Source organism: Leptospira limi (assembly GCF_026151395.1).
In the GTDB taxonomy this organism is placed as follows: Bacteria; Spirochaetota; Leptospiria; order Leptospirales; family Leptospiraceae; genus Leptospira_A; species Leptospira_A limi.
In genome coordinates, this window is sequence record NZ_JAMQPV010000001.1 from 2,544,080 (window position 1) to 2,570,167 (window position 26,088).

25 protein-coding genes are annotated in these 26,088 nt (G+C 38.0%); 16 read left to right on the forward strand and 9 right to left on the reverse strand.

The features are described 5' to 3' along the window. Positions 1-2 precede the first annotated feature (2 nt). Genes clpS through ND812_RS11755 form a run of 4 tightly spaced genes read right to left on the reverse strand, consistent with a single transcriptional unit; the run spans position 3 to position 5,305 of the window. On the reverse strand, positions 3-338 hold the full coding sequence (clpS, locus tag ND812_RS11740; RefSeq protein WP_265375607.1) for an ATP-dependent Clp protease adapter ClpS: 336 nt from the start codon (positions 336-338) through the stop codon (positions 3-5). After that, positions 338-1,501, reverse strand: coding sequence for a GNAT family N-acetyltransferase (locus tag ND812_RS11745; protein WP_265375608.1), 1,164 nt, complete (start codon positions 1,499-1,501; stop codon positions 338-340). The genes clpS and ND812_RS11745 overlap by 1 nt, the downstream gene beginning before the upstream one ends. Before the next feature lie 15 nt (positions 1,502-1,516). Beyond that, a complete protein-coding gene (locus tag ND812_RS11750; RefSeq protein WP_265375609.1) occupies positions 1,517-4,666 on the reverse strand; it encodes a SpoIIE family protein phosphatase in 3,150 nt (1,049 codons plus the stop codon). Positions 4,667-4,693: 27 nt separating this feature from the next. After that, positions 4,694-5,305, reverse strand: a complete 612-nt coding sequence (locus ND812_RS11755; protein ID WP_265375610.1) for a DedA family protein — start codon at positions 5,303-5,305, stop codon at positions 4,694-4,696. A gap of 120 nt (positions 5,306-5,425) precedes the next feature. On the opposite strand from ND812_RS11755, the gene ND812_RS11760 reads away from it, so the two are divergent. From ND812_RS11760 to ND812_RS11780, 5 genes are read left to right on the forward strand one after another with little or no spacing between them, the layout of a single operon-like run. Next, on the forward strand, positions 5,426-5,854 hold the full coding sequence (locus ND812_RS11760; protein WP_265375611.1) for a hypothetical protein: 429 nt from the start codon (positions 5,426-5,428) through the stop codon (positions 5,852-5,854). Between the two features lie 2 nt (positions 5,855-5,856). Further along, positions 5,857-6,966, forward strand: a complete 1,110-nt coding sequence (locus ND812_RS11765) for an AI-2E family transporter (RefSeq protein ID WP_265375612.1) — start codon at positions 5,857-5,859, stop codon at positions 6,964-6,966. After that, positions 6,967-8,244 carry an exodeoxyribonuclease VII large subunit gene (gene xseA, locus ND812_RS11770; protein ID WP_265375613.1) on the forward strand — a complete coding sequence of 426 codons (1,278 nt, stop codon included), beginning with the start codon at positions 6,967-6,969 and terminating at the stop codon, positions 8,242-8,244. Positions 8,245-8,253: 9 nt separating this feature from the next. Then, positions 8,254-8,529: an exodeoxyribonuclease VII small subunit gene (locus ND812_RS11775; protein ID WP_265375614.1), complete on the forward strand. Its 276-nt coding sequence runs from the start codon at positions 8,254-8,256 to the stop codon at positions 8,527-8,529. Between the two features lie 3 nt (positions 8,530-8,532). Beyond that, complete coding sequence (locus tag ND812_RS11780) at positions 8,533-9,933, forward strand: high affinity choline transporter 1 (RefSeq protein ID WP_265375615.1); 1,401 nt, start codon at positions 8,533-8,535, stop codon at positions 9,931-9,933. On the opposite strand, the gene ND812_RS11785 is transcribed toward ND812_RS11780, so the two are convergent. Then, entirely contained in the window at positions 9,902-10,951 is a 1,050-nt protein-coding gene (locus tag ND812_RS11785; RefSeq protein WP_265375616.1) for a D-alanine--D-alanine ligase, read from the reverse strand. The two genes, ND812_RS11780 and ND812_RS11785, sit on opposite strands and share 32 nt — an antisense overlap. 47 nt (positions 10,952-10,998) lie before the next feature. Between ND812_RS11785 and ND812_RS11790 the strand changes: the two genes are divergently transcribed. The 6 genes from ND812_RS11790 to ptsP all read left to right on the forward strand — a co-directional run bounded on the left by ND812_RS11790 (position 10,999) and on the right by ptsP (position 17,661). Further along, positions 10,999-12,408, forward strand: a complete 1,410-nt coding sequence (locus tag ND812_RS11790) for a hypothetical protein (RefSeq protein WP_265375617.1) — start codon at positions 10,999-11,001, stop codon at positions 12,406-12,408. Continuing rightward, positions 12,405-13,181 carry an MlaE family ABC transporter permease gene (locus ND812_RS11795; RefSeq protein WP_100728023.1) on the forward strand — a complete coding sequence of 259 codons (777 nt, stop codon included), beginning with the start codon at positions 12,405-12,407 and terminating at the stop codon, positions 13,179-13,181. The genes ND812_RS11790 and ND812_RS11795 overlap by 4 nt, the downstream gene beginning before the upstream one ends. Before the next feature lie 8 nt (positions 13,182-13,189). Then, positions 13,190-13,978: an ABC transporter ATP-binding protein gene (locus ND812_RS11800; protein ID WP_265375618.1), complete on the forward strand. Its 789-nt coding sequence runs from the start codon at positions 13,190-13,192 to the stop codon at positions 13,976-13,978. Between the two features lie 32 nt (positions 13,979-14,010). Then, positions 14,011-14,784 (forward strand): mammalian cell entry protein Mce, encoded by a 774-nt coding sequence (gene mce / locus ND812_RS11805; protein WP_265375619.1) that lies wholly within the window; start codon positions 14,011-14,013, stop codon positions 14,782-14,784. Between the two features lie 178 nt (positions 14,785-14,962). After that, positions 14,963-15,871 carry a UDP-3-O-acyl-N-acetylglucosamine deacetylase gene (gene lpxC / locus ND812_RS11810; RefSeq protein ID WP_265375620.1) on the forward strand — a complete coding sequence of 303 codons (909 nt, stop codon included), beginning with the start codon at positions 14,963-14,965 and terminating at the stop codon, positions 15,869-15,871. Between the two features lie 62 nt (positions 15,872-15,933). Further along, positions 15,934-17,661, forward strand: a complete 1,728-nt coding sequence (gene ptsP / locus ND812_RS11815; RefSeq protein ID WP_265375621.1) for a phosphoenolpyruvate--protein phosphotransferase — start codon at positions 15,934-15,936, stop codon at positions 17,659-17,661. A 19-nt stretch (positions 17,662-17,680) separates the two neighbouring features. Here ptsP and ND812_RS11820 read toward each other — a convergent pair whose 3' ends face one another. After that, positions 17,681-19,054 carry a peptide MFS transporter gene (locus tag ND812_RS11820; protein WP_265375622.1) on the reverse strand — a complete coding sequence of 458 codons (1,374 nt, stop codon included), beginning with the start codon at positions 19,052-19,054 and terminating at the stop codon, positions 17,681-17,683. Then, positions 19,027-19,599, reverse strand: coding sequence for a cob(I)yrinic acid a,c-diamide adenosyltransferase (locus ND812_RS11825; protein ID WP_265375623.1), 573 nt, complete (start codon positions 19,597-19,599; stop codon positions 19,027-19,029). The genes ND812_RS11820 and ND812_RS11825 overlap by 28 nt, the downstream gene beginning before the upstream one ends. A 203-nt stretch (positions 19,600-19,802) precedes the next feature. Between ND812_RS11825 and ND812_RS11830 the strand changes: the two genes are divergently transcribed. Together ND812_RS11830 and ND812_RS11835 are read left to right on the forward strand one after the other, a co-directional pair. Further along, the gene (locus tag ND812_RS11830; protein ID WP_100728038.1) at positions 19,803-20,651 is read left to right on the forward strand and encodes a flagellin N-terminal helical domain-containing protein; all 849 of its coding nucleotides are present in this window, start codon (positions 19,803-19,805) and stop codon (positions 20,649-20,651) included. 97 nt (positions 20,652-20,748) lie between these two features. Beyond that, complete coding sequence (locus tag ND812_RS11835) at positions 20,749-21,480, forward strand: OmpA family protein (protein WP_265375624.1); 732 nt, start codon at positions 20,749-20,751, stop codon at positions 21,478-21,480. 109 nt (positions 21,481-21,589) lie between these two features. Here the strand turns inward: ND812_RS11835 and ND812_RS11840 are convergent, their stop codons facing one another. Then, positions 21,590-21,910, reverse strand: a complete 321-nt coding sequence (locus tag ND812_RS11840; protein ID WP_100728017.1) for a YbaB/EbfC family nucleoid-associated protein — start codon at positions 21,908-21,910, stop codon at positions 21,590-21,592. Between the two features lie 80 nt (positions 21,911-21,990). On the opposite strand from ND812_RS11840, the gene ND812_RS11845 reads away from it, so the two are divergent. Further along, the gene (locus ND812_RS11845; protein WP_265375625.1) at positions 21,991-23,346 is read left to right on the forward strand and encodes an ion transporter; all 1,356 of its coding nucleotides are present in this window, start codon (positions 21,991-21,993) and stop codon (positions 23,344-23,346) included. A gap of 10 nt (positions 23,347-23,356) precedes the next feature. On the opposite strand, the gene ND812_RS11850 is transcribed toward ND812_RS11845, so the two are convergent. Next, entirely contained in the window at positions 23,357-24,130 is a 774-nt protein-coding gene (locus tag ND812_RS11850) for a ParA family protein (protein WP_265375626.1), read from the reverse strand. A 95-nt stretch (positions 24,131-24,225) separates the two neighbouring features. On the opposite strand from ND812_RS11850, the gene ND812_RS11855 reads away from it, so the two are divergent. Further along, positions 24,226-24,606, forward strand: coding sequence for a YopX family protein (locus ND812_RS11855; RefSeq protein ID WP_265375627.1), 381 nt, complete (start codon positions 24,226-24,228; stop codon positions 24,604-24,606). After that, the gene (locus tag ND812_RS11860) at positions 24,603-26,084 is read left to right on the forward strand and encodes a tetratricopeptide repeat protein (RefSeq protein ID WP_265375628.1); all 1,482 of its coding nucleotides are present in this window, start codon (positions 24,603-24,605) and stop codon (positions 26,082-26,084) included. The genes ND812_RS11855 and ND812_RS11860 overlap by 4 nt, the downstream gene beginning before the upstream one ends. Positions 26,085-26,088: the final 4 nt, after the last annotated feature.

Genomic DNA, 26,088 nt, shown 5'->3' on the forward strand with positions numbered 1-26,088 from the left:
ATTTATTCCTCTTTTGCCAATTGGCATTGTAAGGGGTGACCAGCCTCATCAGCTAACTTATGTACTTCCTCTACTTTTGTGCGTGCAATGTCTAATGAATACACTCCACAAACAGCAGATCCTTCTGTATGTGCCTTCCACATGATTTGACGAGACTCTTCCATTGATTTCCGAAAAACAACTGCTAATACATAAACTACAAATTCTTGAGGTGTATAATCATCATTGATTAAAATCACTTTAAACCGGTTTGGTTTTTTTAATTGTTTTTTCTGTTTTTCTTTTTCTAATAATTCAACGTTAAAATCGGTATATGACTTTCTGCTGGTTTCAGACATTACCCCTCCCTCAGAGCTTTGATAGGTGAATGTGCATTATATGCTTCAATATTCTCCCTTTCCATTTTGATCTCTTTTTCTAAATAGGATTCTATGGCACTTCTACCTTCTTCATTGTAAATGAAATGGGAACTGAACATGGGAACCGTTTCATACCCTCTTAGGAATTTATGTTCCCCTTGAGCCCCTGCTTCTACTCTTTCCAATTTATGTTCAATCGCATAATCAATCAATCGGTAATAACAACATTCAAAATGTAAATTAGGTATGTGTTCCAAGGCACCCCAATACCTTCCATACAAAAATCCATCACGGTATAAATTCCAGGTCCCACCAACGGGATCTCCATTGGGTTTGGAAGCAAGAACGAGGAGTAACCTATGGCGAAAGGTTTCCACCATCTTTAGAAAGAACTTTCGGTTTAAGTAAGCCTGTCCCCATTTTTTACTGTGGGTATCCTGGTAAAACTCATAAAAGAGATTTGCATGTTCTTCCCGAATGAGTTCACCCGTGAGTGTTTGGATTTGTAGCCCTGTTTCCGAGATTTTTCTTCGTTCACTGCGAATGGTCTTACGCCTTTCTTTGACCAAAGTTGAAAGAAATTCTTCAAAATTTGAAAAACCACGATTGAACCAATGGTATTGGTGAGACAAACGAGGGTGAAACCCAGTGTTCTGAGAAACTGTTTGTTCGTTTTCCTTACAAAATAAAATGTGAATCGAAGAAACGCCTTCTTGTATTCCAAATTCCTTTACTGCCAATAAGAGACTCTGCCCTAACAAATTTTTAGCTTCCTCAGTCAGTTCTGGGTGGAACAAAATCCTAGAACCTGTCACCGGAGTAAAGGGAACAGCGACTGTGAGTTTCGGGTAATAAGGAATGCCTGCCCTGTGGAATGCATTGGCCCATTGGAAATCAAAGATATATTCCCCATAGGAGTCTTTGCGCAAATAACTGGGTATAAGCCCGAGGAGTTTTCCATCTGACCTGGCAGAAACAATGACGGGTTTCCAATCTGATTTCCCAATGCACCCTGTTTCTTCCAATCCAGACAAAAATTCAAATTCTTGGAAGAGGGAATCGGAAGGAACCAATTCATTCCACTCTTCCTTTTTGAACTCAAAAAAACTATGGGAAATCTCTATCTTAATTGCTTCATCCACTCAAATGATTAGACTCTAATGTGTTTCCTCTTGTTTTAATTGTTTTTTCCGAATGTGGTCAATGAGCCGAACCAAACTTGGATTTTCTGGGTCAAGTTCGAGAGCGGAACTAAGGATATTTTCAGCTCTCCCATAATTTTTATCCGCTAAGTAGGTTTGTCCTAAATTAATTAAGTTTTTGACATGATTGGGGTCACGGAGTCGAACTCTTTCCCCAAAATCAATGGCAGTTTTGATATCAGCAACTTTCCTTGCACAAAATGCAGTGATGTACATAATCTCAGTATCCATAGGTCGAAGTAAACTATAGTCTTTGGCCATTTTTTTAGCATTCCCATAGTCCTTCAGTTTTAAATACAATTGGATGAACTTCTTTTTGATTTCTGGAATGTTTTCCTCTAAGGAATGTGCTTTTTCTAAATACGTAACAGCTTCCTGCAGATCAGAAGAGTCACTTGCTTCTTTGGCTTTCGCTAACAAAGATTGGATTTCCCTTAACTTATCTTTTTCAATTTTATAACGTTCTTTTTCTTCAATGAAGGAAACACGTAACATTGATAAGTCGTCAGTCAACGCTCCAAATTTCGCCATTTCATCATAAATTAAATCAAGTTCCCCTTTCCCAGCTTCTACCATTTTAAGAAATAGTTTTTCATCTTCATTGATGACACGTTTTCCATCCTCAGTATGGGAAATTAATAAATCATCACGTCCATCAGAACCAGCGATGAGGATATCACCTGCTTCCAACTGAAATGTTTTGATGTATAAATTCCCTTGGACACCGGATGTTCCCAATTTTCGAAACATCAATTCGTTTTCAATAAAACTGGCAATTCCGTCTCGATACAATACAATCCACGGGTGTTCAGCATTGATAAAATAAAGTAATCCTGTCTCATTGTCTACCACACCTAACACAAGTGATACAAGCATAGAACCATCAAAACCTTCAAAAATTTTGTGAAGTTCCAAAAATGTATTTTTGATCCATCTTTCTGGATATGTATTTCTCGCTTCACTTAAAAGTTGGGTTCTTGTGATAATGGATTCAAATACAGATCCAAGTACAAGGGCACCTCCCGCACCTTGCATTGATTTCCCCATTGCATCTGCATTTAAAAATACAGTGTAAGAACGATTGTTGAGTACAATTTGATTGGCGATATTGAGGTCACCACCAATCTCCTTTTCATACTGCTTGAATGTGAATTTTTTCTTTTGTTCTAATAAAAAATCCACACGTACATTTTGGTGTTTTGCATGGTTGGTATGAAATGGCTGCAATAATAGTGATGTTAAAAAATAGTCTCCATCCTGTTGGTGTTTTAAGGACTGAACTTCCTTTAACGTATTTTCCAATTCTTTAGTACGTTCTTGAACTTTTTCTTCCAATTGTTCAGCATACTGTTGCAATTTTTTACGAGCAGCTTGGATCGAACGCACCATCCGGTTAAATGATCTCGCCATAAAACCAATATCGTCCTCAACATGAACAGTTAAGCGGTATTCCAAATTACCAGAGTTAACTTCCGTTAACCCTTCAATGATTTGTTCCACTGGTCGAATGAGAGCAATGAGAAAGAACAATCGATATCCCAAAATCACAAGTACCGCAAGGGCCAATAAACCAATGATCCAAGGTAAAGTCACTTCATGTTGGAAACTTCTGTAATCAGTATAAGGATAACCAACTTCATGAACGATTTCATTTTTTTTATCTACAATCAGGTAACTTACATAAAAAGAAAAATTGGGGTTCTTAGAATCAAACTTCACTTGTCCGCGATAGTTTCTTTCACCATGGTTTGGCATGGGAGAAAACATTTGGTCTAAGGTTTTGAATTTTAGTTCTTCTGATCGATTGGAAGAGAGAATTTTCCTTGCCTCAGCATAAAATCCAGAGAGTGCCCCTTCTTCGTTTTTCACAAGTCCAGATGCTTTTTCTGTAAAATTGGAAACAGGAATTTCTCTCAGTTTATTTCGGGTGTATAAAATTTTCCGTTTTTCCGATTCAATTTCTGAAATTAACAATTTCGGAGAAGTGATTCGATCTTCTTTTAACAATCGATTGATTTCGTTCGAATACCCGTTACTTGTCTCTGGTAATTGTAGTAAGAGTTCATTTACTTTTGATTTCCAATTTTCATTTTTCTCAAACGATAGGATCATCTCCAAGGCCCAAACATTGTAAAACTCAGCTTCGTATTCGTTTGGTTCCAATTTTGTTTCTTCTAATCCTTTATGTGTGACAAAGGATCTGTTTTGGAGATCATAAGAATAATGGAAACTAGGAACTTGGTCTGTTTCCAATCCTGCAATGTAATTTTTAGCTCTCGCAGTATGCACCAAATCATAATTAGATTCTGTTTGTTGGATCACAGAATAAGCAACCAGTTGTAAAATTAACAAAAAAGAAGCTAACGAGATACCGATGATTCTTGATAAAATCGTTGTCTTGTCTTTTGTATTATTGATATAAACAACATTGGCGACAAATAAACCAACTACCAAAATAAGGTCTGTAATCGTTTGGTATAAACCTCTTCCAATCGCTCCATCCCTTGACAATACATTTAAAAAACCAGGGATCATTGTTATGAGAACAAATGAAATCAGAACGCTAATCAAAGTGAACTTTGACTCTTTTGGCATCTTGAATAATTGAAGGATAGCGACAATGGTAAAAGAAACAAAAAAGACTAAAACGATAACAGCATATGCTTTATAAAAAATTGGAACTGGGAAATCCCAATAATGGCCACTGAAGAAAAACAATCTCCCAGCTGACAAGCTGATGTAGACAAAAAATGCAGTCACAAGTACGACCACACTACTTAAGATCCAAAAAATAGATTTTTTAAGTCGTGGAAAATAAATTTCAGGGTAACTTAAGAAAAATCCAGTTAGATAAACAGATCCTGCCATAGCACCAATGATGACAAACCATCGCATATACGCTGAGGACGGGCCCATAAAAGAAAAGTTGATCAAGTACCCAAAGTGAAATAAACCCAACCACATTGTCGCCATTCCTAAGTTGTAAGTGGCTTCCGATTTCTCTTTCACCGTTAGAAATAATTGTGCATTGTAAAAAGTAAAAATCACTCCGACGAGAGAGCCGAAAGTATAAAAATCAAACGCTATGTTTCCCCAAGAATCCATGGATGAAAACCCTAACATAAATCTAAATCATGTCAACTTCGTATTTGATTTCCCAAACATTTGGTAAAGGAAGTATAAAAAAACAACCAAAAGGATGCCAATAATGGTACGATTGTAGTATGATAGTATAACAATGATTTGGTTCCAATTCGAACCAAGGAAACTACCACCGAATAAAAGTAACCCACACCATAACGAAACGGCAATGGAATAGAGGATTACAAATTTAATGATGTTCATTTTGGACATTCCAGCAACGATAGAAACAAAAAATCGAATCCCTGCCGAGAACCTTGAAAGTAAAACCACTACATTTTCGTATTTCCGAAACCATACTAAAGTCTTATGTAAACTTTCCTCATGGTATAGATTGGATAAAACAGGGATCCTTGTTCGTTTCAGAAATTTCAAAAACGATTCCCCAAAATAATACATGACGAGGCCCCCAAACAGATTCCCTAAAAAGGTAGCGATGACAACAGATCCAAAGGAAACGGGAGAGTTGGGTGCAGAGGATATAAAACCTGAAAAAACGGTGATTGTATCACCCGGCCAAGGTGGGAAAATATTTTCCAAAAAATTCGAAAAACAGAAAAAACCCCAAAGGAAAAGCGGTGGTAATTCGAGAATTTCTTTCATTATGGCTTCGAATGGGATAGAATCTAACACAAGAAGAAGGATAAACCTTTCTTGGGATAGGCAACAAAGATTTTAAAAAATGAATGGAAGGAATCAATACTAGGACATTTGCTTTCCCTAATGCTTCGAATTTTTCTCCTCTCACTCCTTTTGTTTTGCCAATGTACTCCGAACAAACAAACGGAAACCTACCGGTTTGACCAGATCATCGTGACAAAATTCCCTACAAACTCGCCACCCGCTTTCCCACAGTCTTTTTTTCCTGAAAGATCAACCTTCCTTCAATCAAGTGAATTCAAAACAAGCCACATCCATACAAAGGAAGCATTTTTACTTTTGGAAACTCCCGAGTCATGGGAAGAAATCCAAAAACGCATTGATTACCGAGTGAACCAAGGAGATTGGAAACTCATTGAAAAAAATGTGAATGAAACCGAAGTTTCCTACCTTTTGGAAGGGTTTATCAAAAAATCATTATCGATTTATCTAACTAAAAATGAAACTAACAACCAAATTCGATTTTACTTTAAAAAACACTCTACTTATTAACAATGAATTGGATTAAAAATAAAAACGAAACCATCGTCTACATTCTGTTAGCAGGATTTTTTCTTGCTACTTGTTTTACTTTGTTTTTTGTATTCAAACCATTTTTATGGTCCAGTTTTTTAGCCTTATTGTTTTATTTAACCACACGCAAACTACACAAACGATTAAAGAATGTGTTGGGTGACAAATTTCATGGCCTTTCTCCCTATATCATGGTCATTCTTATGCTTGCTTGTGTGTTCATCCCTTCTTATTTAATTGTATCAACACTCATCCGTGAATCTTTGAATTTAGTCAGTTATGTGAGAAACCAACTTACAGAAGAATCGATTGTATCTCTATTACTCAATAGTCCAATCCTGACTGACTTTTTTACAGAAAATGAATTTTTTTGGATCAAATTACCGATTCTTTACCGCGAATATGTGGGTCAACACATGGACATTCTCAACTTAGATTCTATTTATAGTTTATTAAAAAATTCTTCTGGTTTTTTACTGGGGTCATTTGAAGTTCCAGGAGCAATCATATTCAATGGATTTTTTACATTCATCTTACTCTTCTTTCTCTACAAAGAAGGGAGTAGAATGGAACGTGGATTGTTTTTACTTTTACCTTTCCCCACAGAAATAGAAGAAAGGTTGGGACGCAGGATCGAAGAAGCGATTCGTACAGTAATGATGGGAAATTTATTCATCTCACTTTTACAAGGTGCATTGATTTACGTTCTTTTACTTTTTACATCTGTATCGAATAAGTTTTTACTTTCAAGTATCGCCACTATTTTTTCACTCATACCTGTTGTCGGAACATCGGTTGTTTGGTTTCCCATTGGACTTTATATTGGACTTGTCCAAGAGAATTGGACAGGGAGTATTCTCTTCATGATTGCAGGTGGGGCAAGTTATCTCATTTTAGAAAATTTTGTAAAACCAAAACTCCTTGATAAAAAGCTCAAAACTCATCCATTTTTAATTTTCCTCTCCCTCATTGGCGGATTACAAGAGTTTGGCGTTGCGGGAATTATCATTGGACCTATGGCATTAACACTCGTAATTATTCTGTGGGATTTTTGGAAAATTTTTCGAGAAACTCGATTCCAAACAACGTAAATGGAAACAGCTGATTCTTCCTTTTCTGTCAGTGAAGTCAATCGCCGTATCAAGGCGAAATTACAAGACTCTCCCGAATTTAAAAACTTCTGGATTCGCGGAGAAATTTCGAATTTCAGCCAGACCAATAGTTCTGGTCACATGTATTTTTCCTTAAAAGATACAACAAGTGTAATCAAATGTGCTTTTTTTTCCTTCCAAGCCAAAAACTATAAAGGAACTCCACTACGAAATGGAATGGAAATCCTTGTGTATGGTTCTGTTTCTGTTTATGAACCAGGTGGTTATTATAGCATCACTGTCCAAAAAATTGAGGAACTTGGGGAAGGTGATATCCTTCTAAAAATTGAAAAATTAAAAAAATCATTAGCAGAAAAAGGGATCTTTGATGTTTCCCACAAACGGCCGTTACCTAAATTTCCAAAACGATTAGGCATTGTTACTTCACCTAAGGGTGCTGCTGTCGAAGATATCATTCGCATTGCCACTGACCTCAATCCTTCGATTCAAATTTTAGTATCACCATGCCTTGTCCAAGGAGACGGTGCCGAAAATTCAATCATTGAAGCCATTAAAGAGATTAATGATCCAAAATGGGAAGTAGATGTGATCATCGCAGGACGTGGTGGTGGATCTTTTGAGGATTTAATGGCATTCAACCAAGAAGCAGTAGTGATGGCATATTATCACTCGAGGATTCCCATCATCTCTGCCGTAGGACATGAAATTGATCGTGTCCTTACTGATTTAGCAGCGGATGCGACAACACCCACACCTACTGCCGCAGCAAAATTAGCGATCCCTAATGTATCGGATACTCTCATCCGTTTGGATGAAATGGAAGACCGTTTGCGCTCTGCTCTAACAGGTGTGATACGAATTGGAAAGGAAAAGTGGTTAGGTGTAACAAGTAGAGTGGTTTTTCAAAATCCAAAAGCAGTATTAGAGCCTAGGCAAAACCATTTGGATGAATTATTAACCAAAATTTCTCTTCTAGGAAAAAACTACCTTGTCAAAAAGCAGAGTGAATTTCAAAAATTTGATTCTTTCCAACAAACTTGGAAATCGTATTTGGAAAGAGTCCAAACAAAATACAAACTTGCAGAACAAAGATTAGACCACTTTTCTCCATTAGGAACACTCAAAAGAGGATATTCAGTCCTCCGCAATACAAACAAACAAGTGATCTCTTCTATTACACAAATTAAAGAAAAAGAACCTTTGGAAGTTTTTTTATTCGATGGAAAACTCCAAGTTGAAGTAAAAGAAATCAAATAGGACCAAACGATGGTAGAAAAAAAATCAATCAGTTTTGAAGAGGCAATCCGTGAATTGGAAGACATTGCGGAAAAATTAGAACGTGGAACTTTGTCTTTAGAAGATTCGATTAAGGCTTACGAACGAGGAATGGAACTGAAAAAAATCTGTTCCGAACGTTTGGTAGATGCAGAAGCCAAAATTGAATTTTTAACCAAAGCTCCAAGTGGTGAAGTTGTGAAATCAACGGTAAAAAAAAAGAAGGAAGAAACAACTTCTAATAAAGCGGAAGAAGATTTATTTTAAAGAATGAATTTCCAAGCCATTTTTATTTTAGCTTACCTCCTTGTCACAATTGGGATTGGCGTGTATGCAGCAAAAAAAGTAAAAAATTCAAAAGACTTTATCCTTGCAGGTAGAAGTTTACCCTTACCCATTTCAACAGCCGCTTTATTTGCCACTTGGTTTGGTAGTGAAACCATCCTCGGTTCCTCTGTCGAATTTGCGAAAGGTGGATTTTTATCTGTCATCCAAGATCCGTTTGGTGGTGCTCTTTGTTTGTTTTTACTTGGTTTGGTATTTGCTAAATACCTATACCGAATGCAAATCCTTACCTTTGGTGATTTTTATAAAAACCGTTATGGTAAAAAAATGGAGTTCATTGCAGGCATTTGTCTGATCTTTTCCTATTTTGGGTGGGTTGCTGCACAATTTGTTGCACTCGGAATTATGGTGCAAATTTTATTTGGGATCAACCAGTTTACAGCCATTGTCATTGGAGCATGTCTCGTTGTTTTTTATACTTACTTAGGTGGGATGTGGTCTGTTTCCTTAACCGATTTTTTCCAATCCATTTCGATCATCATTGGACTCGTAGTCGTGATCATCGAATTGAATGGAATAAAACCTATTTGGTCATCCATCTCAGAAAAACCTGATGGTTTTTTTCGATTTTTTCCTGAATCCAATTACCATGCTTGGACTTTGTACCTATCGGCTTGGATGGTTGTTGGATTTGGATCTTTACCCCAACAAGATATTTTCCAAAGAGTGATGTCTGCGAAATCAGAAAAGGTAGCTGTTCGGGCATCTTATTTATCTTCCGTATTGTATTTGTTATTTGCCCTGATCCCTCTTTTTTTAGGACTCCATGCAAAAAGCCTTATCCCAGATTTTGATTTAAATTCAGAAACAGGACAACTTCTAATCCCAACTATGATTTCTAAATTTTCCAGTCCATGGATTCAAGTTTTATTTTTTTCAGCACTCATTTCTGCCATTTTATCAACTGCATCGGGAGCCATCCTTGCTCCTTCTTCTATATTATCTGAGAATATTCTAAAATATGCATTCAGCAACATGAATGATAAAAAGCTACTTTTACTCTCAAGGGTATCGGTACTTATCATTGCAGGGATTTCTTTTTTACTCGCAGTGGGAAAACCTTCAATTTATGCACTCGTCGAAGATTCGGGGGGTATCTCCCTTGTTACCCTATTCATTCCCATGGTATTTGGTCTAATGAGCAAAAGAGCAGATGAACGTTCTGCTCTTTTTTCTTTGTTTGTTGGTATCGTTACTTGGCTTATTTTAGAAGTATATGGTGACGATATGACAAGCCATTTTTATGGTACAATAGCAAGTCTCATCGCCATTCTTTTCGGTATCTATTGTTTCCCTAAAAAAGGGAAATCTCAAGTAACCACGTAAACACTTGTTTCATATCGATTCCCAATGCTTTTGCTTGTTGTGGGATAAGGCTAGTGCCAGTCATTCCAGGTAAGGTATTTGTTTCCAACACATAGGGAATACCGTCCGAGATGATAAAATCAGTTCTGGAATAACCCTTACATCCTAAGATACCATGGCACTTTAAACTGTATTCTTGTAGTGTTTTCGTAATCTCATCACCTACGGGTGCAGGTGTGATTTCTTCACTTGCACCTTTGGTGTATTTTGCTTCAAAATCAAAAAATTCTGACTTAGGTCTAATTTCTGTTGGAACAAGAGAAAATGCATTTCGTTTTTTCCCTTCTGGTTTTTCTAAAACACCAATTGATACTTCTGTTCCTGAAACCAATTTTTGAACGAGGACACGGTCTTCCGATACAAATATTTTATCCACGAGAGTAATTGCTTCTTCAGGTGTTTTCGCCATTCCTGTATTCACACTTGACCCACCTAACGTAGGTTTAATGAACACTGGATAAGGAAATGGTAAATTTAATAGAACTTTTCTCGCATCAGATTGAACTCGGTCCAATTCCAAAAATGGTGCCACAGGGATACCTATGGATTGGAAGAGTAAATTAGCTCTAAATTTATCCATCGCCAAGGCAGATGCAAGGACACCAGACCCAGTATGAGGAATGCCCATTGTATCCAAAAATCCTTGGATCCTACCATCTTCCCCTGCTCCTCCGTGTAATCCGAGGAAGGCGGAAGTAAATCCATGTTTCCCCAATTGACTCGGATCACTTGAAGATTCAATTTGATTGGACTTGTTAAATTCTCGAGAAAATTCAACTTCGGATTTTCCAGTTGGGTCAGGGTAATTTGGTTCTGATACCGTTGGGATCCAAAAATTTCCGCTCATATCAATGTAGATGGGGCATACGTCGTATTTTTCCCTATCAAGTGTAGCGAATATAAAAGCAGAGGAACGGATGGAAATGATATGTTCTCCAGAGACCCCTCCGAAAAGTAATGCGATTTTTAATTTTGGCATGAAATCACTTGATTCCTTTACATGAAAGTGAATGATATTGAAATTACGTGGATTCCCGCTTTAAAATTCAATTCGGATTTGTTTTTTCTCTTTTCTTTCTCACTTCTTCTTTATTTGCAAAAATACCAAATTCCTTTACAGAAGATATCAAATCGGATTATTCTCAATTTTGGTTTTTATACGAAAACGAAACCAGAGGAAGACAGAACTTCTTTGCCATTCGTCCTTTTTATATGTCTTTTTCTGACAAAACTTACGCCTTTCGATTTCATAGTTACCTCTCCCCGATTTATTACAAAGAAGAAACCAATTATTGGTACACTTGGTCTTCCTTATTTTTCTTCAGTGGGACTGGTTTCAAACATGAGGAAGGTGATGAAGATGAAGACATTTTATTCACTCCCCTATTTTTATGGGGGAAAGGTGAATCACAAAGAGAAAATTATTACAGTATATTCCCTCTTTATGGAAAGATCAGAAACAAACTCTCTTACCAAGAATTAAATTATGTTTTATTTCCCTTATATTCAGAATGGAGATACAAAACATATAAGGCTCGATCCATTGGATGGCCACTTGTCATGTGGGGTGGTTCGGAAACAAGAGATGACTTTCGGATTTTTCCTTTGTATTCGAAAAAATCACATGAAGGTAAATACAAACGTTATTCGGTCTTATGGCCTTTTTTCCAATGGGGCGAAGAGAGGTTAGATAAAAAGGAACCAACTTCGTATCAGATTTTTTTTCCATTCTACAACCATAAAAGTTCCGTAGACGGGAATATGAAAAGCCATGCCTTTCTTTGGTTTCCTTTGCTTAACTCACTTTTTTCCTATGGATATGATAAAAAAACGGGACAAACCAATTATACAGCACTCTTTATTTTTTTCCAATACACAACTTCAGTCAAAAAAGATACAGAGAAACTAGTGTTTTTTCCTTTTTATGGTTATTCTTATTTTGCAAACAAAGAAGCTGAGTTTATCACCCCATTTTATATCCGATTGTCTCAGAATACCTCTCATCTCAAATCAACTTCTCATTTTATCTTACCATTTTATTCCCATATGAAAAATGAATACGTCCAAACAGGAAGGGAAGATTATTATTGGAAACTTTGGCCCTTCTTTCGGTACCACAAAGATCCAGAAGGGAATTTTGGATGGAATACACTCGCAATCATTCCGGTTCGTTTTGAAGTGATGGAAGATGTTTGGGAACCCATTTTTTCTATCATTGAATATAAGAGGTCATCTAATGGAGAAAAACGATTGCACTTGATAACTAGATTGTACACTCATCGTTGGACTCATGATGAAACTCATATCCATATCCCTATCCTAATGGAATACTCAAAAACAAATTCAGGATTTTCCTATGAGTTTGCCTACGGTCTCTTTGGAATTGATACAAGGGAAGAAATAAATCATTACAAACTCCTTTGGTGGAAAATATGATCCAAATGTATCGTAAAACCATAGAACCCCTTTTGTATGCAATTGGATATACAGTATTGTTGTTATTTCGTGCTATTGGACAATCCCACCATTTGTATTTCAAACGCCGCGAAATCTTAGAACAAATGTTTATCGCTGGAGTTGGATCCTTATTTGTTGTGTCCATTGTATCAGTATTTACAGGTATGATCCTTGGGATTAACACAGGACTTGGACTCCGCGATTTCGGAGCCGAAGGACAAATTGGACTACTCCTAACCATCACATTGACAAGAGAGATGTCTCCATTTATGACTTCCCTCATCCTTGCAGCATCCGTTGGATCAGCTATGGCTGCCGAAATCGGAACGATGAAAGTTTCTGAAGAAATTGATGCTTTAGAAGTTATGTCCATTAACCCTGTCCGATACTTGGTAATGCCAAGGATTGTTGGTTTTTCCATTATGGTTCCGGTTCTCTGTGTTTACTCATCCGCATTAGGTATATTAGGTGGTGGTATAGTAGGACATTTTCAGTTAGGAATTGATATCATTAGTTATTTCCAAGATGTTTATTACCGAATCTCATCGGTACCTGGATTAAAAGATTTATATGTAGGTCTTTTGAAAGGTTATGTGTTTGGTATTTCCATTGCGACCATATCCTGTAGCCAAGGACTTCGCACAGAAGGGGGAGCCATTGGGGTCGGCCAAACAACGAGGAAAGCCGTGGTCACTTCCTTTCTCATGGTCATTTTTTCGGGCTATGTGCTCACAGCCCTCTTCTATAAGTAAAGGACAGTATGGAACCATTTGCCATTGAAATGAAAAATGTTCACAAAGCCTTCGGTAAACGTAAAATCCTCCGAGGGATGAATTTACAAGTAAAACAAGGTGAAACGATGGTCATCCTTGGACCTTCTGGAACGGGAAAATCTGTGAGTCTCAAACACATCACAGGTTTACTTGACCCCGATGAAGGAGATTGTTTTATTTATGGAGAATCCATTGTCCATGCCAATGAAAAAAAACGAGAAGAGTTACGTTCTAAGTTAGGTGTTCTTTTCCAATCGGGGGCTCTTATCAATTGGCTCACAGTGTATGAAAACGTGGCACTTCCCTTACGAGAACATAAAATTGCAGATGGAGTTGAACTCGATCGGATTGTGATGGAAAAATTACAATGGTTGGACTTGGTTCCGGCAAAGGATACCCTACCCAGTAATATTTCCGGTGGGATGAAAAAACGAGTGGGACTTGCACGTGCTCTCACATCCCAACCAAAAATCGTCATGTATGACGAACCAACCTCTGGCCTTGACCCAGTGATGTCCAATGTTATCAACGACCTTGTCATTCGTTTACAAAAAGAATTAGGCCTCACATCCATTGTGGTGACCCATGATATGAATTCAGCGTATCGAATTGCAGATCGGATTAGTTTTTTATATGAAGGAAAAGTCCAATTTTGTGGAACACCTGAAGAGATCCAAGCGTCAAAAGATCCAGTGATCCAACAATTCATTCATGGAAACACCGTAGGTCCGATGATACTCGATCACTCAGAATTAAAAAAAGGAAAATCCAATTGACTTTGTTCACACAACTAGGAGAAATTTAGGGAATGCCTACCATAGGTCGCGCTCTCATTGTTGGTCTTTTATTCATTTTTTCACTCGTAGCCGTTGGTTATTTTACGATTGTCACAGAAGGTGGACCGTTCCAAAAGTCGGGTTACCAACTCCCTGTTTATTTCCCTGATGCAGAAGGGATTAAAATTGGAAACAAGGTCACCATCCATGGAGTTCCTTTTGGGTATGTTTCCAAAATCCGTTTGGTTCAAATTGATGAAATGGGAAATTTATTGCCAGATGGGGAAACTGGGATTGGAACAAAAGTAGAACTCACGTTACTCCTGAAAGGCAAGGTGCAACTTTTTTCCAATTACGAAATCACGATCAAAAACGAAAGTTTGCTCTCAGGCCGTGTGGTTGCCCTAGACCCAGGGTCCAAATTCCCTGTGGATCCCAAAACCAAAGAATACATGATGACGGAAGAACCGCTCACTAAAATTGAAATTTCTCCTAAATCGGGGAAACTCCTTCCGATCCAAGGGAAGGTCACCCAAGACCCACTTGTGTCACTCTCAGAGCTCATTGCAGAAAACAGGTCTGATATCCGTAAAACTGTGCAAAATATCGCAAATATCACAGGGAAAATCAACGAAGGCCAGGGAACCCTGGGAAAACTCATCAATGAAAGTGATGTCCACAAATCTGTGAACACGACCTTGGGAGATGCCCAAGTGGTTCTCAAAGAACTGAGAGAAGGTTTGGAAGATACTAGGGAACAAGCTCCTGTCACCAGTTTCATACGTTCTGCCCTCAGCGCTTTTTAAGGACTAACACGGAGAATACGGCCTACTTTGTAGCAAAAATTAGGGTAAAATCCTGGTTTTTCTGTCCGTCACAATTCCACCACACTGTTGTAAAAAAGAGACATTTTTTTGGATTCGGGTTTAGGTTTTGGTATTGTCCGAGGTCAGATTCCTACAATTTTGTATGTAGGAACTGATTATGCAAACGGCAATCCACAGAAAAACGATCCAAAATTCGATAACACTCAAAGGAATTGGCGTCCATTCTGGTAAAGTGGTGACTCTTCGCCTGCATCCTGCTGAGGCAAATACCGGACTTATCTTTTATCTCTATAGAGGCACCCAAAAAGTCAGAATCCCAGTTTCCCTGGACCATGTGGTAGACACAAGTAACGCAACGACCATCGGGGATGGTAGTTCCAATCGGGTCCAAACCATCGAACACTTACTTGCAGCAGTCCACACGTTAGGCATTACTGATTGTATCTTTGAAATTGATTCCGTAGAAGTTCCGATTATGGATGGATCCTCCCTACCATTTTGGGAAGGCATTCGTTCCGCAGGGATTCGTGTCCTAGACGAAACCGTGGAACCCATTACCATCACAAACCCCATTTGGGTCGTTGACGGGGACAAATACCTCGTCATGCTCCCTTCCGATGAATTAAAAGTCACTTATAGTATCGATTTTAACCACCCACTCCTCAGAGGACAGTCCTACACCACCACTCTTGACGAATCCATTTTAGGAACGGATATCCTTCCTGCGAGAACCTTCGGGTTTTTGAAAGATGTGGAAGCCCTCCAAGCGAGAGGACTTGCTATGGGCGGATCCCTCGACAATGCAGTGGTTCTCACCGATGATGGTTACCTGAACGACCATTTGCGTTATGACAATGAATGTGTTCGCCATAAAATCCTAGACCTAGTGGGAGATTTAGCTGTGATGGGTCGTCCCTTCAGAGGCCACCTCATTGCATCCAAAGCAGGGCACGCTCTCGACATCTCCCTTGCGAAATGCATCATGAGCCAAGTAACGGGAAACGAACTCACGCAGTACAAAAGCAAACGGATTCCACTTTTCTCTAAAAAAGAAGCCGCACGGTAGTTCGGATCTTTTTTTACTTTCCAAACTAGCTTAAACCAAAAGTATTTTTGGCATAGGTTCGGATGGAAGAAAAAACTACATTTAAAGGCATTTCTGCCTACCCAGGGACAGTGTATGGAAAGGTATTTCGTTGGAAACAATCCAAACGGAAACGGGAAGATCGTACAGACTTAAGCCCTGAGGAAATCAAAGAGGAAATTGAACTCTTAAAAAAAGGCCTCCAAAAAACAGAAGATGACCTTGCCGACCTTGTCCAAAAATCCAAACAGAATGTCGAACTTTCAGAAATTTTAGAATCGCAAATTGTCTTTTTAAACGACCCACTCTTTCGGGCTCGTGTGTTTGAGCGAATTGCACAAAACAATGAATCGGCGGGACTTGCACTGGAAACGGCAGTGAGTTCCTTGTATGATGAATTCCAATCCATTCCTGACGAATTTTTTAGGGAACGGGCCGACCACATTCTCGACATCGGCAAACGAATTGAATCCAATTTGTACCCTGAAAAAGGAGCCGAACCAACGAAAATTCCTGATGATGTTATTCTCATCGCAAAAGAAATCACTCCTTCCGAAATGATCCAATTGGGTAAGTCCAGGTTACGTGGGATTGCCACTGACTTTGGTGGGAAAACGGGACATACCGCCATCATTGCCAGAAATTATGGGATACCTACTATTGTCGGTCTTAAGAATATCACCTCACACGTAGAAGATGATGATTATATTTTACTCGATGCCACAAGAGGAATCCTCAATCGTTCTCCAGCCATCGATGAAATCAAACTTGCAGGGATCAAAAGTGAAATTAAAAAAACGATTCCCATTCGAGAGATTAGTGACGGTCCAAAAGAACTCAAAACAAAAGATGGGAAAAAATTCACCTTACGTGCGAATATCGATTCAGAAGAAGAAGTAGATACTGCGTTTCTCCAAGGTGCCGACGGGATCGGTCTTGTTCGGACAGAAATTTTATTCATCCGTTATATCGAATTCAAACCCACAGAAGAAGAACAGTTTGCCGTATACAAACGAATTTTACTGAAGATGGTAGGCCGCCCAGTGACCTTTCGTGTTTGGGATATCGGAGCCGATAAAATGGAAAATGGATATGAAGAAGAAAATCCATTTCTAGGAAACAGAGGCATTCGTTACCTCTTAAGGCACCCTCATTTTTTTAAAGAACAACTTCGTGCCCTACTTCGTGCGAGTGAATTTGGAACGATGAGGATCATGTTACCAATGATCACAACTCGTTCCGAAATTTTACAAACAAAAGTATTGATTGGTGAATGTCTGGAAGAATTAAAAAACTTAGGACTTGTGATCACCAAAAAAATTCCACTGGGCATAATGGTCGAAACACCTGCATGTGCCTTAAACTTACCCTTTTTAGGGAACCATGTAGATTTTTATAGCATTGGTACTAACGATTTATTACAATATTTACTTGCAGTGGAACGTAACAATCATTTGGTGGGAGACTTATACAATCCGTGGCAGGTTGTATTTTTACTTTTACTCAAAAACATTGTCGATGTTGCCAATTCTCAAAAAAAACCAATTAGCATTTGTGGGGAAATCGGTAGTGATCCAATGTTTACTGCTGTTCTCATTGGTTTAGGGATACGTGATTTGAGTTCGGCTCTCCCTCTCATGAAAGAAGTCGCAGAGAAAGTCACAGAAATCTCCACTTGGAAAGCAAAGTTACTCGCAGAACAAGTCATCTCATTAGCAGGTGAAGAAAAGTTTGAAGAAATTGAAACCTTAGTCTTAGAAACCAAAGGATAATCTCAAAAGTTAACAAATTTTAGGTTTCAATGGAAACACGTATTGGTGAAGAGGAGTCCTCTTTTTTTGTTTTTTCTGAATCCAATAAAGGGAGGATGGATTTTTTTTTCCAAAGGTAAATTCCCAGAAGGATAAGAGAAGCAATCCAAGAGACAATCACAAAGAGAGCATAAAAATGCACCATACTACCCCATTCTCTTTGGTAACCAGAAAGAATGCCCGCTGCATAATGACCAAAGGCTGTGCTTAAAAACCAAGTTCCCATTAGAAATGAAGCAAACTTTGTTGGAGCCATTTTACTGACAAATGAAAGTCCTACTGGTGAAAGACAGAGTTCACTCATCGTATTCCAAAAATAGACAAATACTAAAAAGAAGAGGGAAACGGAGACTCCTGTTTCTGCTTGGTTTGCTGCCATGACCATCACCAAAAATCCAATTCCAAGCAAAAACAAACTGATCACAAACTTTATAATTGGATTTGGGTTTCGATTGGTTTTGGAGAGAGATGTCCAAAGGAGAGAAACTAAAGGCCCAAAAACCAAAATCATCAAGGGGTTTAATGATTGTAAGATGGAAGCTGGAATTTCAAATCCCAATACATTCCGATCTGTATGGCGTAAGGCAAACAAATTGAGAGAAGAACCCATTTGTTCAAACGCCATCCAGAAAAAAATACTAAAAAAAGAAAGAAGTCCAATCAAAGCAATTTTTGCCATCACCTCATTCTCGGAAACATTTGGTGAGGTGGAACTTTCTTTCATTTGTGATTGATTGATTCCCTTTGTTTTTTCCCAAATGGATTTTGGAAGGGATTTACTTCCAAAATAAAAAACCAAGATACCAATTGCCATTCCAACACCAGCTGATAAAAATCCCAAATGCCAATCTACTTTTTCACCTATACTACCAGAAATGATTGGTCCAAGTAATCCACCTACATTGATCCCCATATAAAAAATGGTAAACCCACTGTCTCTTAAATTGGGTTTTTCTACATATAACCTTCCAAATATTGTTGAGATATTCGGTTTAAAAAATCCATTTCCTAAAGCGAGTAAACATAACCCTAAATAAAAATAAGATAATCCAGATACGGCCAAAGAAAGATGGCCGAGTAACATCAAAATACTTCCTAAATAAATGGCAAATCGGTAACTCAAATAACGATCTGTGATATATCCCCCGATAACAGGAGTTAGATAAACAAAGCTAGTATAATACGCATATATCACACCTGCATCTTTATCGGAAAAACCCAAAGCATTTACAAGATACAAAACAAGTAATGCTCGCATCCCATAATAACTAAGCCTTTCCCACATTTCTGTGAGAAATAAACTGGTGATCCCTTTGGGATGTTCTTCTAGTTTGTTTTTGTACGACTTTTCCAAATGGTTTCCTCTTGCCCCAATGAAAAATTGACAAACCTTGCGGCAACAAATAGATAATCCGACAAACGATTGATGTAAATTCTAAGATCGTTATGAATCTCTCCACCAGCCTCTATATAAACAAGTAAATCCCTTTCCAATCTGCGGCATATCGTTCGAGCCATATGTAAAGCGCTGGAAAAAGGACTTCCCCCTGGCAAAATGAAAAATTTAATTTCGGGAAGGGTTTCCATCAAACGGTCAATCTCCTGTTCCAAAATACTCACATCCTGTGCGTTAACGACAGTACCATCCTTGGCTTCCTTAGGTACATAACCTGCAAGCTCCGAACCAATTTCAAAGAGAAAACTTTGGATGTTTTGCAAATGTTCTAAAAAGGAAGTTTGTAAAGTTTCTTTTTTACCAAGTGAAAGTGCAAGACCAATGGTGCTATTCAATTCATCACAGGTTCCATACAAATCAACTCGTCTGTCAGTTTTCGAAACTTTTTTCCCAGACGCTAAATACGTTTGCCCGCCGTCGCCAAATTTGGTGTAGATTTTCAAAATCTTAAGACCTCGCACCCTAAATTTTCTTTACAGACATAAGTTTTCTGGTATAGAATCATCTGGAAAGGAAAAATTCACGGGAGAACCAAGGGCAGGCAACCCCTTCTCTCCTCGAAGGAAAGGATTTCTGGAAACTGATTTTTTCTTTTCTCCGCCTGTAGGGAAACAAGCGGGTCATGGACACACAGGAGGGTGTGACAATGATTATCAATCACAACATCAGTGCACTCGTTGCAAAACGGGCACTCACAAACACAAGTCGTGACATGGACAAGTCCATGGAACACCTAGCAACGGGTATGCGAATCAACAGACCAGGGGATGATTCCTTGGGATTCTCCGTATCCGAAAAACTTAGATCCCAAATCCGAGCTTTAGGCCAAGCAGAACGAAATACCCAGGATGGTATGTCGTTTTTACAAGTTACGGAAGGATCTTTGGACCAAGTAAACTCTATTTTACAGAGGTTACGCGAACTTTCAGTTCAATCAGCTAACGGGATCTATTCGAATGAAGACAGGAAACTTGTCCAATTGGAAGTATCACAACTAGTTGAAGAAGTGGAAAGGATCGGAACATCTGCGGAGTTTAACAAAGTTAGGCCACTAGATGGTCGATTTTCTCGTGCTGGCAAAAACCCAATGACACTACAAGTGGGTGCAAACGGATCAGAAAAGATAGAAGTGTTTATCAATACGATGACAAGTTCTTCTTTAAAACTGAAACAAGCTGGAAACAAGTTGACACTTTCAACTCCAAACAAAGCTACCGATTCACTCCAAGTATTGGATGATGCCATTTCTCGAGTGAATCGATTACGGTCGGACTTGGGTGCCTATTACAACCGATTGGATTTAACCTTAAAATCACTGAGTAATAACTACGTGAACATGGTTTCTTCCGAATCACAAATCAGAGATGCAGATATGGCAACGGAAATGGTAGAATACTCCAAAAACCAAATCCTAACCAAATCGGGTGTGGCCATGCTTGCCCAAGCAAATCTCAGACCAGAATCAGTGGTAAAACTCCTCACGGACAGATACTAAGGATTTTAAAGAGATGGAAATCCTCCTTGCAAACAGGGAGGATTTCTTTAAACTTTGTCCGAAACCTTCATTGAGAAGGTGAGCGAGGACAATCACTTTGAAACAAATCATTTCGGGAATCTTATCCCTATCATTACTTACCACAATTTCTTGTGGCCTTTCAGACAACACAAAACGTCTCATCCTCAGTACATCCATTGGATGTGGAGTTGGTCTTGCGTTAGGTGCAGTGTATGATGAGTCCCAAAGAAAAAAAGACACAAAAAACAAAAAGAACGATTTCCAAAGACAAGTGAAAGAATCTTTGGCAATGGAAAAAAAGAAACCACAAAACAAAGGTAAGATTGTTGGTTTAGGTGCTGGTTGTTTAGCAGGACTTGGAACAGGTTTTTATCTCAACACCATGTATGACAACATGGCGGAAGAAATGAAAAAACAAGGGATCACTCTTACAAAAAGTGAACGTGGTGGTGAAACTGTGGCTCTGACTGCATCTATGGACGGCGGAATCGCATTCGAAGATGGTAAAGCTGACCTCAAAGGAAAAGGAAAAGAAAATATTGATAAATTAGCGGAAGCACTTGCTGCTTACCCTGAGACAAAAGTCAATATCACTGGTCACGCAAACCGCACTGGTGCAGAAGAACTCAACCAAAAACTATCCAATGACCGTGCAGTGACTGCAAAGAATGCCATCATTGAAAACGGTGTAGAAGGGAAACGAATTGGAACCGTACAAGGATTAGGTTCGTCAACTCCACTGAAAAATGTAGATCCAAAAGATGGTTCTAACCGACGAGTTGAAGTGGAAATTGTACCAGCAAGTTAATTACATTTAGTAACCACGAAAAAGGGAAAAAATCCCATAAAAAAAGCCTACAAAGAATTCCTTTGTAGGCTTCTCCTTTTTCTGGATAGAACCAAAACGAATCTTTGGATTACATTCCAAGTCCTGGAAATCCACCCATCGCTTGCATTTGTTTAGCTGCCCCAGCCTGCGCATCTTGTAATGCTTTTGTGTAGGCTTCTTGGATAGAACGTTCGAGAAGATTTTTATCCTTTTTTTCTAATAATTCATCTTCAATTTGGATCGATTTCATTTGGAATTTACCGTCCAAAGTGACGGATAGAAGTTTATTTTTAGAAATTCCCACAAAATTAAGGCCAGCAAGTTCCTTTTCCATGGTTTTCACTTGCGAACGCATTTTTTTCATCTGTTTGAGCATATCAAACTTGTTTCCACCGGCTCCACCGAACATAATCACCTCTTATCCAATTCAGGATTTTTTTTATCTGAAAGAACGCAAATATAAAACATAGCTTGTCGATACTATACAATATGATCCATCCAAATTCTCCCTACAAACGAATCTGGGATCTTTTTGTCTTTATTTGTATCACATACTTCGCCATAGAAGTGCCTCTCCGACTCGTATTCCCTCATAAACTGTCAGCAGGAGTTACCCATTTCGAAAGAGGGATCCAAGTCATTTTTGGAATCGACTTACTTCTCAATTTTTTTACTGCGATCCTAAAGGACAGGCTCCTCATCCAAAACAAAAAAATAGTAGCCAAAACATATTTAAAATCCTGGTTTCTCATCGATTTTTTATCTGCCTTTCCCTTCGATTTATTCGGTGGATTTTTTTTCCAATACTTCGGAGTGACAGACAGTTTAAAAATTTTAAGATTGTTACGATCTGTTAGAGTTTTTGAACTTTTTAAATCCTTACGAATGTTAGCTCTTGGTGCGGACTCGGAAGATCGATTCAAATTATTGGATGTGATCAATCCAATGACCTTTCGATTGATTTTTTTTGTGTATTGGACTTCCCTTTTTGCTCACTGGGTCGCATGTGGTTGGATCCATTTGAGTCCTGAGTTTTTACCAGACAAAGATATAACAACACGTTATATCCGTTCTTTGTATTGGTCGGTTACAACTCTCACAACCATTGGTTATGGGGATATCACCCCTACAACAAATCGACAAACAATTTATACGATGGGTGTGATGATTTTAGGAGTTGGTATTTATGGATATGTGATTGGTAATATTTCCACTTTGTTATCGAATTTGGATATCTCCCGTGTCACTTTCCAAGAAAAATTAAATACAATTAACTCCTTCATTAAATACAAAAAATTACCTCCTCATTTAGCAAATAGGATCAGATCCTACTACATCAATCTTTGGGAAAACAAACACGGGATTGATGAAAAAGAGATCTGGGATCAACTTCCATCGGGAATCAAAATTGATGTATCGATGTTTTTACACAACCATCTGATTTCTGTGGTTCCATTTTTTAAACATGCACCAGAAGAATTAAAACGAGAAGTTGTTCTCGAATTAAAACCTGCTTATTATATGAAAGGAGATGTAATTTTCCGTGAAGGGGATGTCCCGCATAATATGTATTTTTTATCGAAAGGCCATGTAGAAGTGATCAAAGAAAAGTCGGGAGAACTACTCGCTACCTTAAATTCCGGATCTTTTTTTGGTGAGATGAGTTTGATTGACGATTCATTGCGTACTGCTACAATCAAAGCAGGTTCTTATTGTGATGTATATACACTCAGCCGAGATGCATTTACTGAAATTTTAAAACACCATCCAAGTTTCGCAGGACATATCCAAAAAATCGCAGCTGAACGAAAAAAACACCAAACGAGTTTCGAACAGAAAGATTAAAATTTGTTCGTTACAATCGAATTTGGGAAATCGAATTTTCCGGGTCAACAAGGGCAATGGTTTCGTCTGCCAAACGATCAAATGCATACCAAGCATTTGTGTCCTTCTTTAAGGATTCTTGTTTTTCTGTTTTTGCCTTAATGGATTCTGATTTTGGAATTTCCCCTAATGTTGGAATTTCTTCAATGGCTTTTAATTTTTCCAACAATTCTCGGTGTTTTTTGGATGGACCAAACCAAGAAGGAACAAAGGCAATTTTTTTCCTTTGACTAAAAACTGTTTCCGTTTGTGTTATTTCATCTAACAATAGATTGACGGCCCGAATGGTCCATTTACTGGGTGTGACTGGAATTAAAATCAGTTCCGAATTGTAAATCGCAGTTGTAAGTTCATGTTTTGCCGAACCCGGAGTATCAATCACAACAAATTGGTAATTTTTACGTACTTCTTCTAAAGAACGTTTGAATTGAAGGCATAAACTTGTGGAATCAGGATTGTATTTTGTGAGTTTTGCCAAACTGAGAGTGGAAGGTAAAACATCAAAGTGTTTTGTTTTTCGAATACAATCGGAAATTTTTTTCATTCCGAGTAGGACACTCATTACATTCGATTCATCTAGCGCAGATAAATCTAAATCAGGCAAAGAAAAGTCAGTTAAATCCCCTTGCATGTCCATATCAACAATGAGCGTTTTCCCTCTTCTTGCTAAAGCACAAGCCAAGTGGGCTGCTGTTGTGGATTTACCACTTCCCCCTTTGATATTGGAAACCGAAATCACCTTCATGGGGCTAAGATCCTCTAGAATTCATCCATTGACCACTGATTTTTTTTTGAATTTTCCTTGGAAAGGACTTCGTCCTACTTAAATTGGTTCCTGTTATGGCATTCACAATTCGATTCCGAGTATGGGACAAACAAGAAAAAGAATTCACCCAAAAAGGATTTTCTTTGACCTTAGATGGAAAATTACTAAAATTTGGACAACCCATTCCAAACGAAGATAATTATGTAATTAATTGTTTCACTGGCTTAAAAGATAAGTATGACAAAGAATTGTATGAAGAAGACATCATTGAACATACAGTTGCCAAAGGCGGAAACTTAACTCAACATACAGGCGTTATACGATATAACCTCGAACATGGTGCATTTTATTTAGAAAACGGGCCACCACTCCTGCAATTATTTTCCATTCGCAAAGTGGGTAATCCATATGAAAATCCGATACTGTATGATTTGTATTTAAAAAGTAAATCTTGATCTGTTTTCGAATCCTTTTAACGATTCTTTTCCTTTTTACATTCCCTCTAAATGCCAATCCACTTTTAGAGGGTTATTGGGATGCCATTCAAAAATCGAAAGAAAAATTTGAATTAGAGGATGATAGTCCCAAACGATTTCAGTTTGGTTTTGCCAACCAAAGTCCTTCCTTCATTCACAAAGAGACCTTTAATCACGAAGTATTTTGGTTTTGCCAAAAGTACATTGAAAAATACCACTCAAACTACCCTTACCCAAGGCTCAAAGAAGACATACGTTCCCACTTAACTGATTTGTATGGAGATCTTTCCCAAAATTTTTTAAGTGGCAAAACAAGTTTCACATGTTTCTCAGGGTGGAAAAATGGAAGTTCCCTTTTAAAAATTCATTTTTTCCTAAATGAAAATGAATTTTTTCCCTACCGTTATGATCATTTTAACCAAAATGGACAACTGTATCTGACTGAAGAAGATGAAACCAAAAATGGTAAAAAGGATAGTTTTACTTATTATGCCAGTAACGGCTGTCCCAAAGAAATCACAAAAGACAAAAATGATTTTGGAGGCATTGATGAATGGTGGTACTACCAAAACTGTAAACTTGTGAGAATTGAGTATGATGCGAATGAAAATGGTTTTAAAGAAAGAGTCTGTTATTTTGAAAACAATAAAGAATCCTATTGTGAAGGTGTTGGTGAAAAAGAAGAAAGAGAAGCTGTATCTCTAGAAGCTTCTGAAAAATACAAAGAAGCATTAAAATTTTATCGTAAATCCCTTGTTGAATATAAAAAAGAAGTTCCCAATGGAACCCTTCGCACTTGTTCCTTACTTCGAAAAATCGCAAACATTGAATACAATGAAAGGGAATTTCATTCATTCACAAAAACTTTGGATGAATTTTTTTCCTATAGAGTTTGTGAATCTGATTCTTTGGATGTTTTACTTTATAAATCCTATTATTATCTTTATGTTTTAAATGATTATTCTTCTGCAAAGGAAAGTTATAAAAAAACGGCCGAAATTTACCGTAAAGTAAACGGTGAAATTAGTCCCGAAATCTCACTCAATTTGGCTTATGCTTATTTGATGTCAAAGGAACCTAAAGCATGTTTAATGAGTTTAGAAAAACTAAACTCGAGAAGGCTTATGGCATATCCTAGATTTTTCCTTTTTTATTATAGAGGATCCTGTGAATTGAGTTTAGGTAATTTTGACGAGGCTTATACCAATTTAAAACGAGCTCAAATTTTAGGTGGAGAAAAGGTATTTTTACCTATCGTGTATTACAAATTAGCAAGAGCATCCTACGCAACCAATAGAGAAAGTGAAGGAAAACTTTGGTTAGACCAAGCTCTATATCTGGATTTAGACCTCTTCCCAAAAGTAGAAGGAGACCCACTTTTCCTCAACTTTTTAGAATCTCCTAGTGGTAAAACCTACCGATCAAAATATTACTTGAATAAAGTACGAAAGCCGTGAGAGT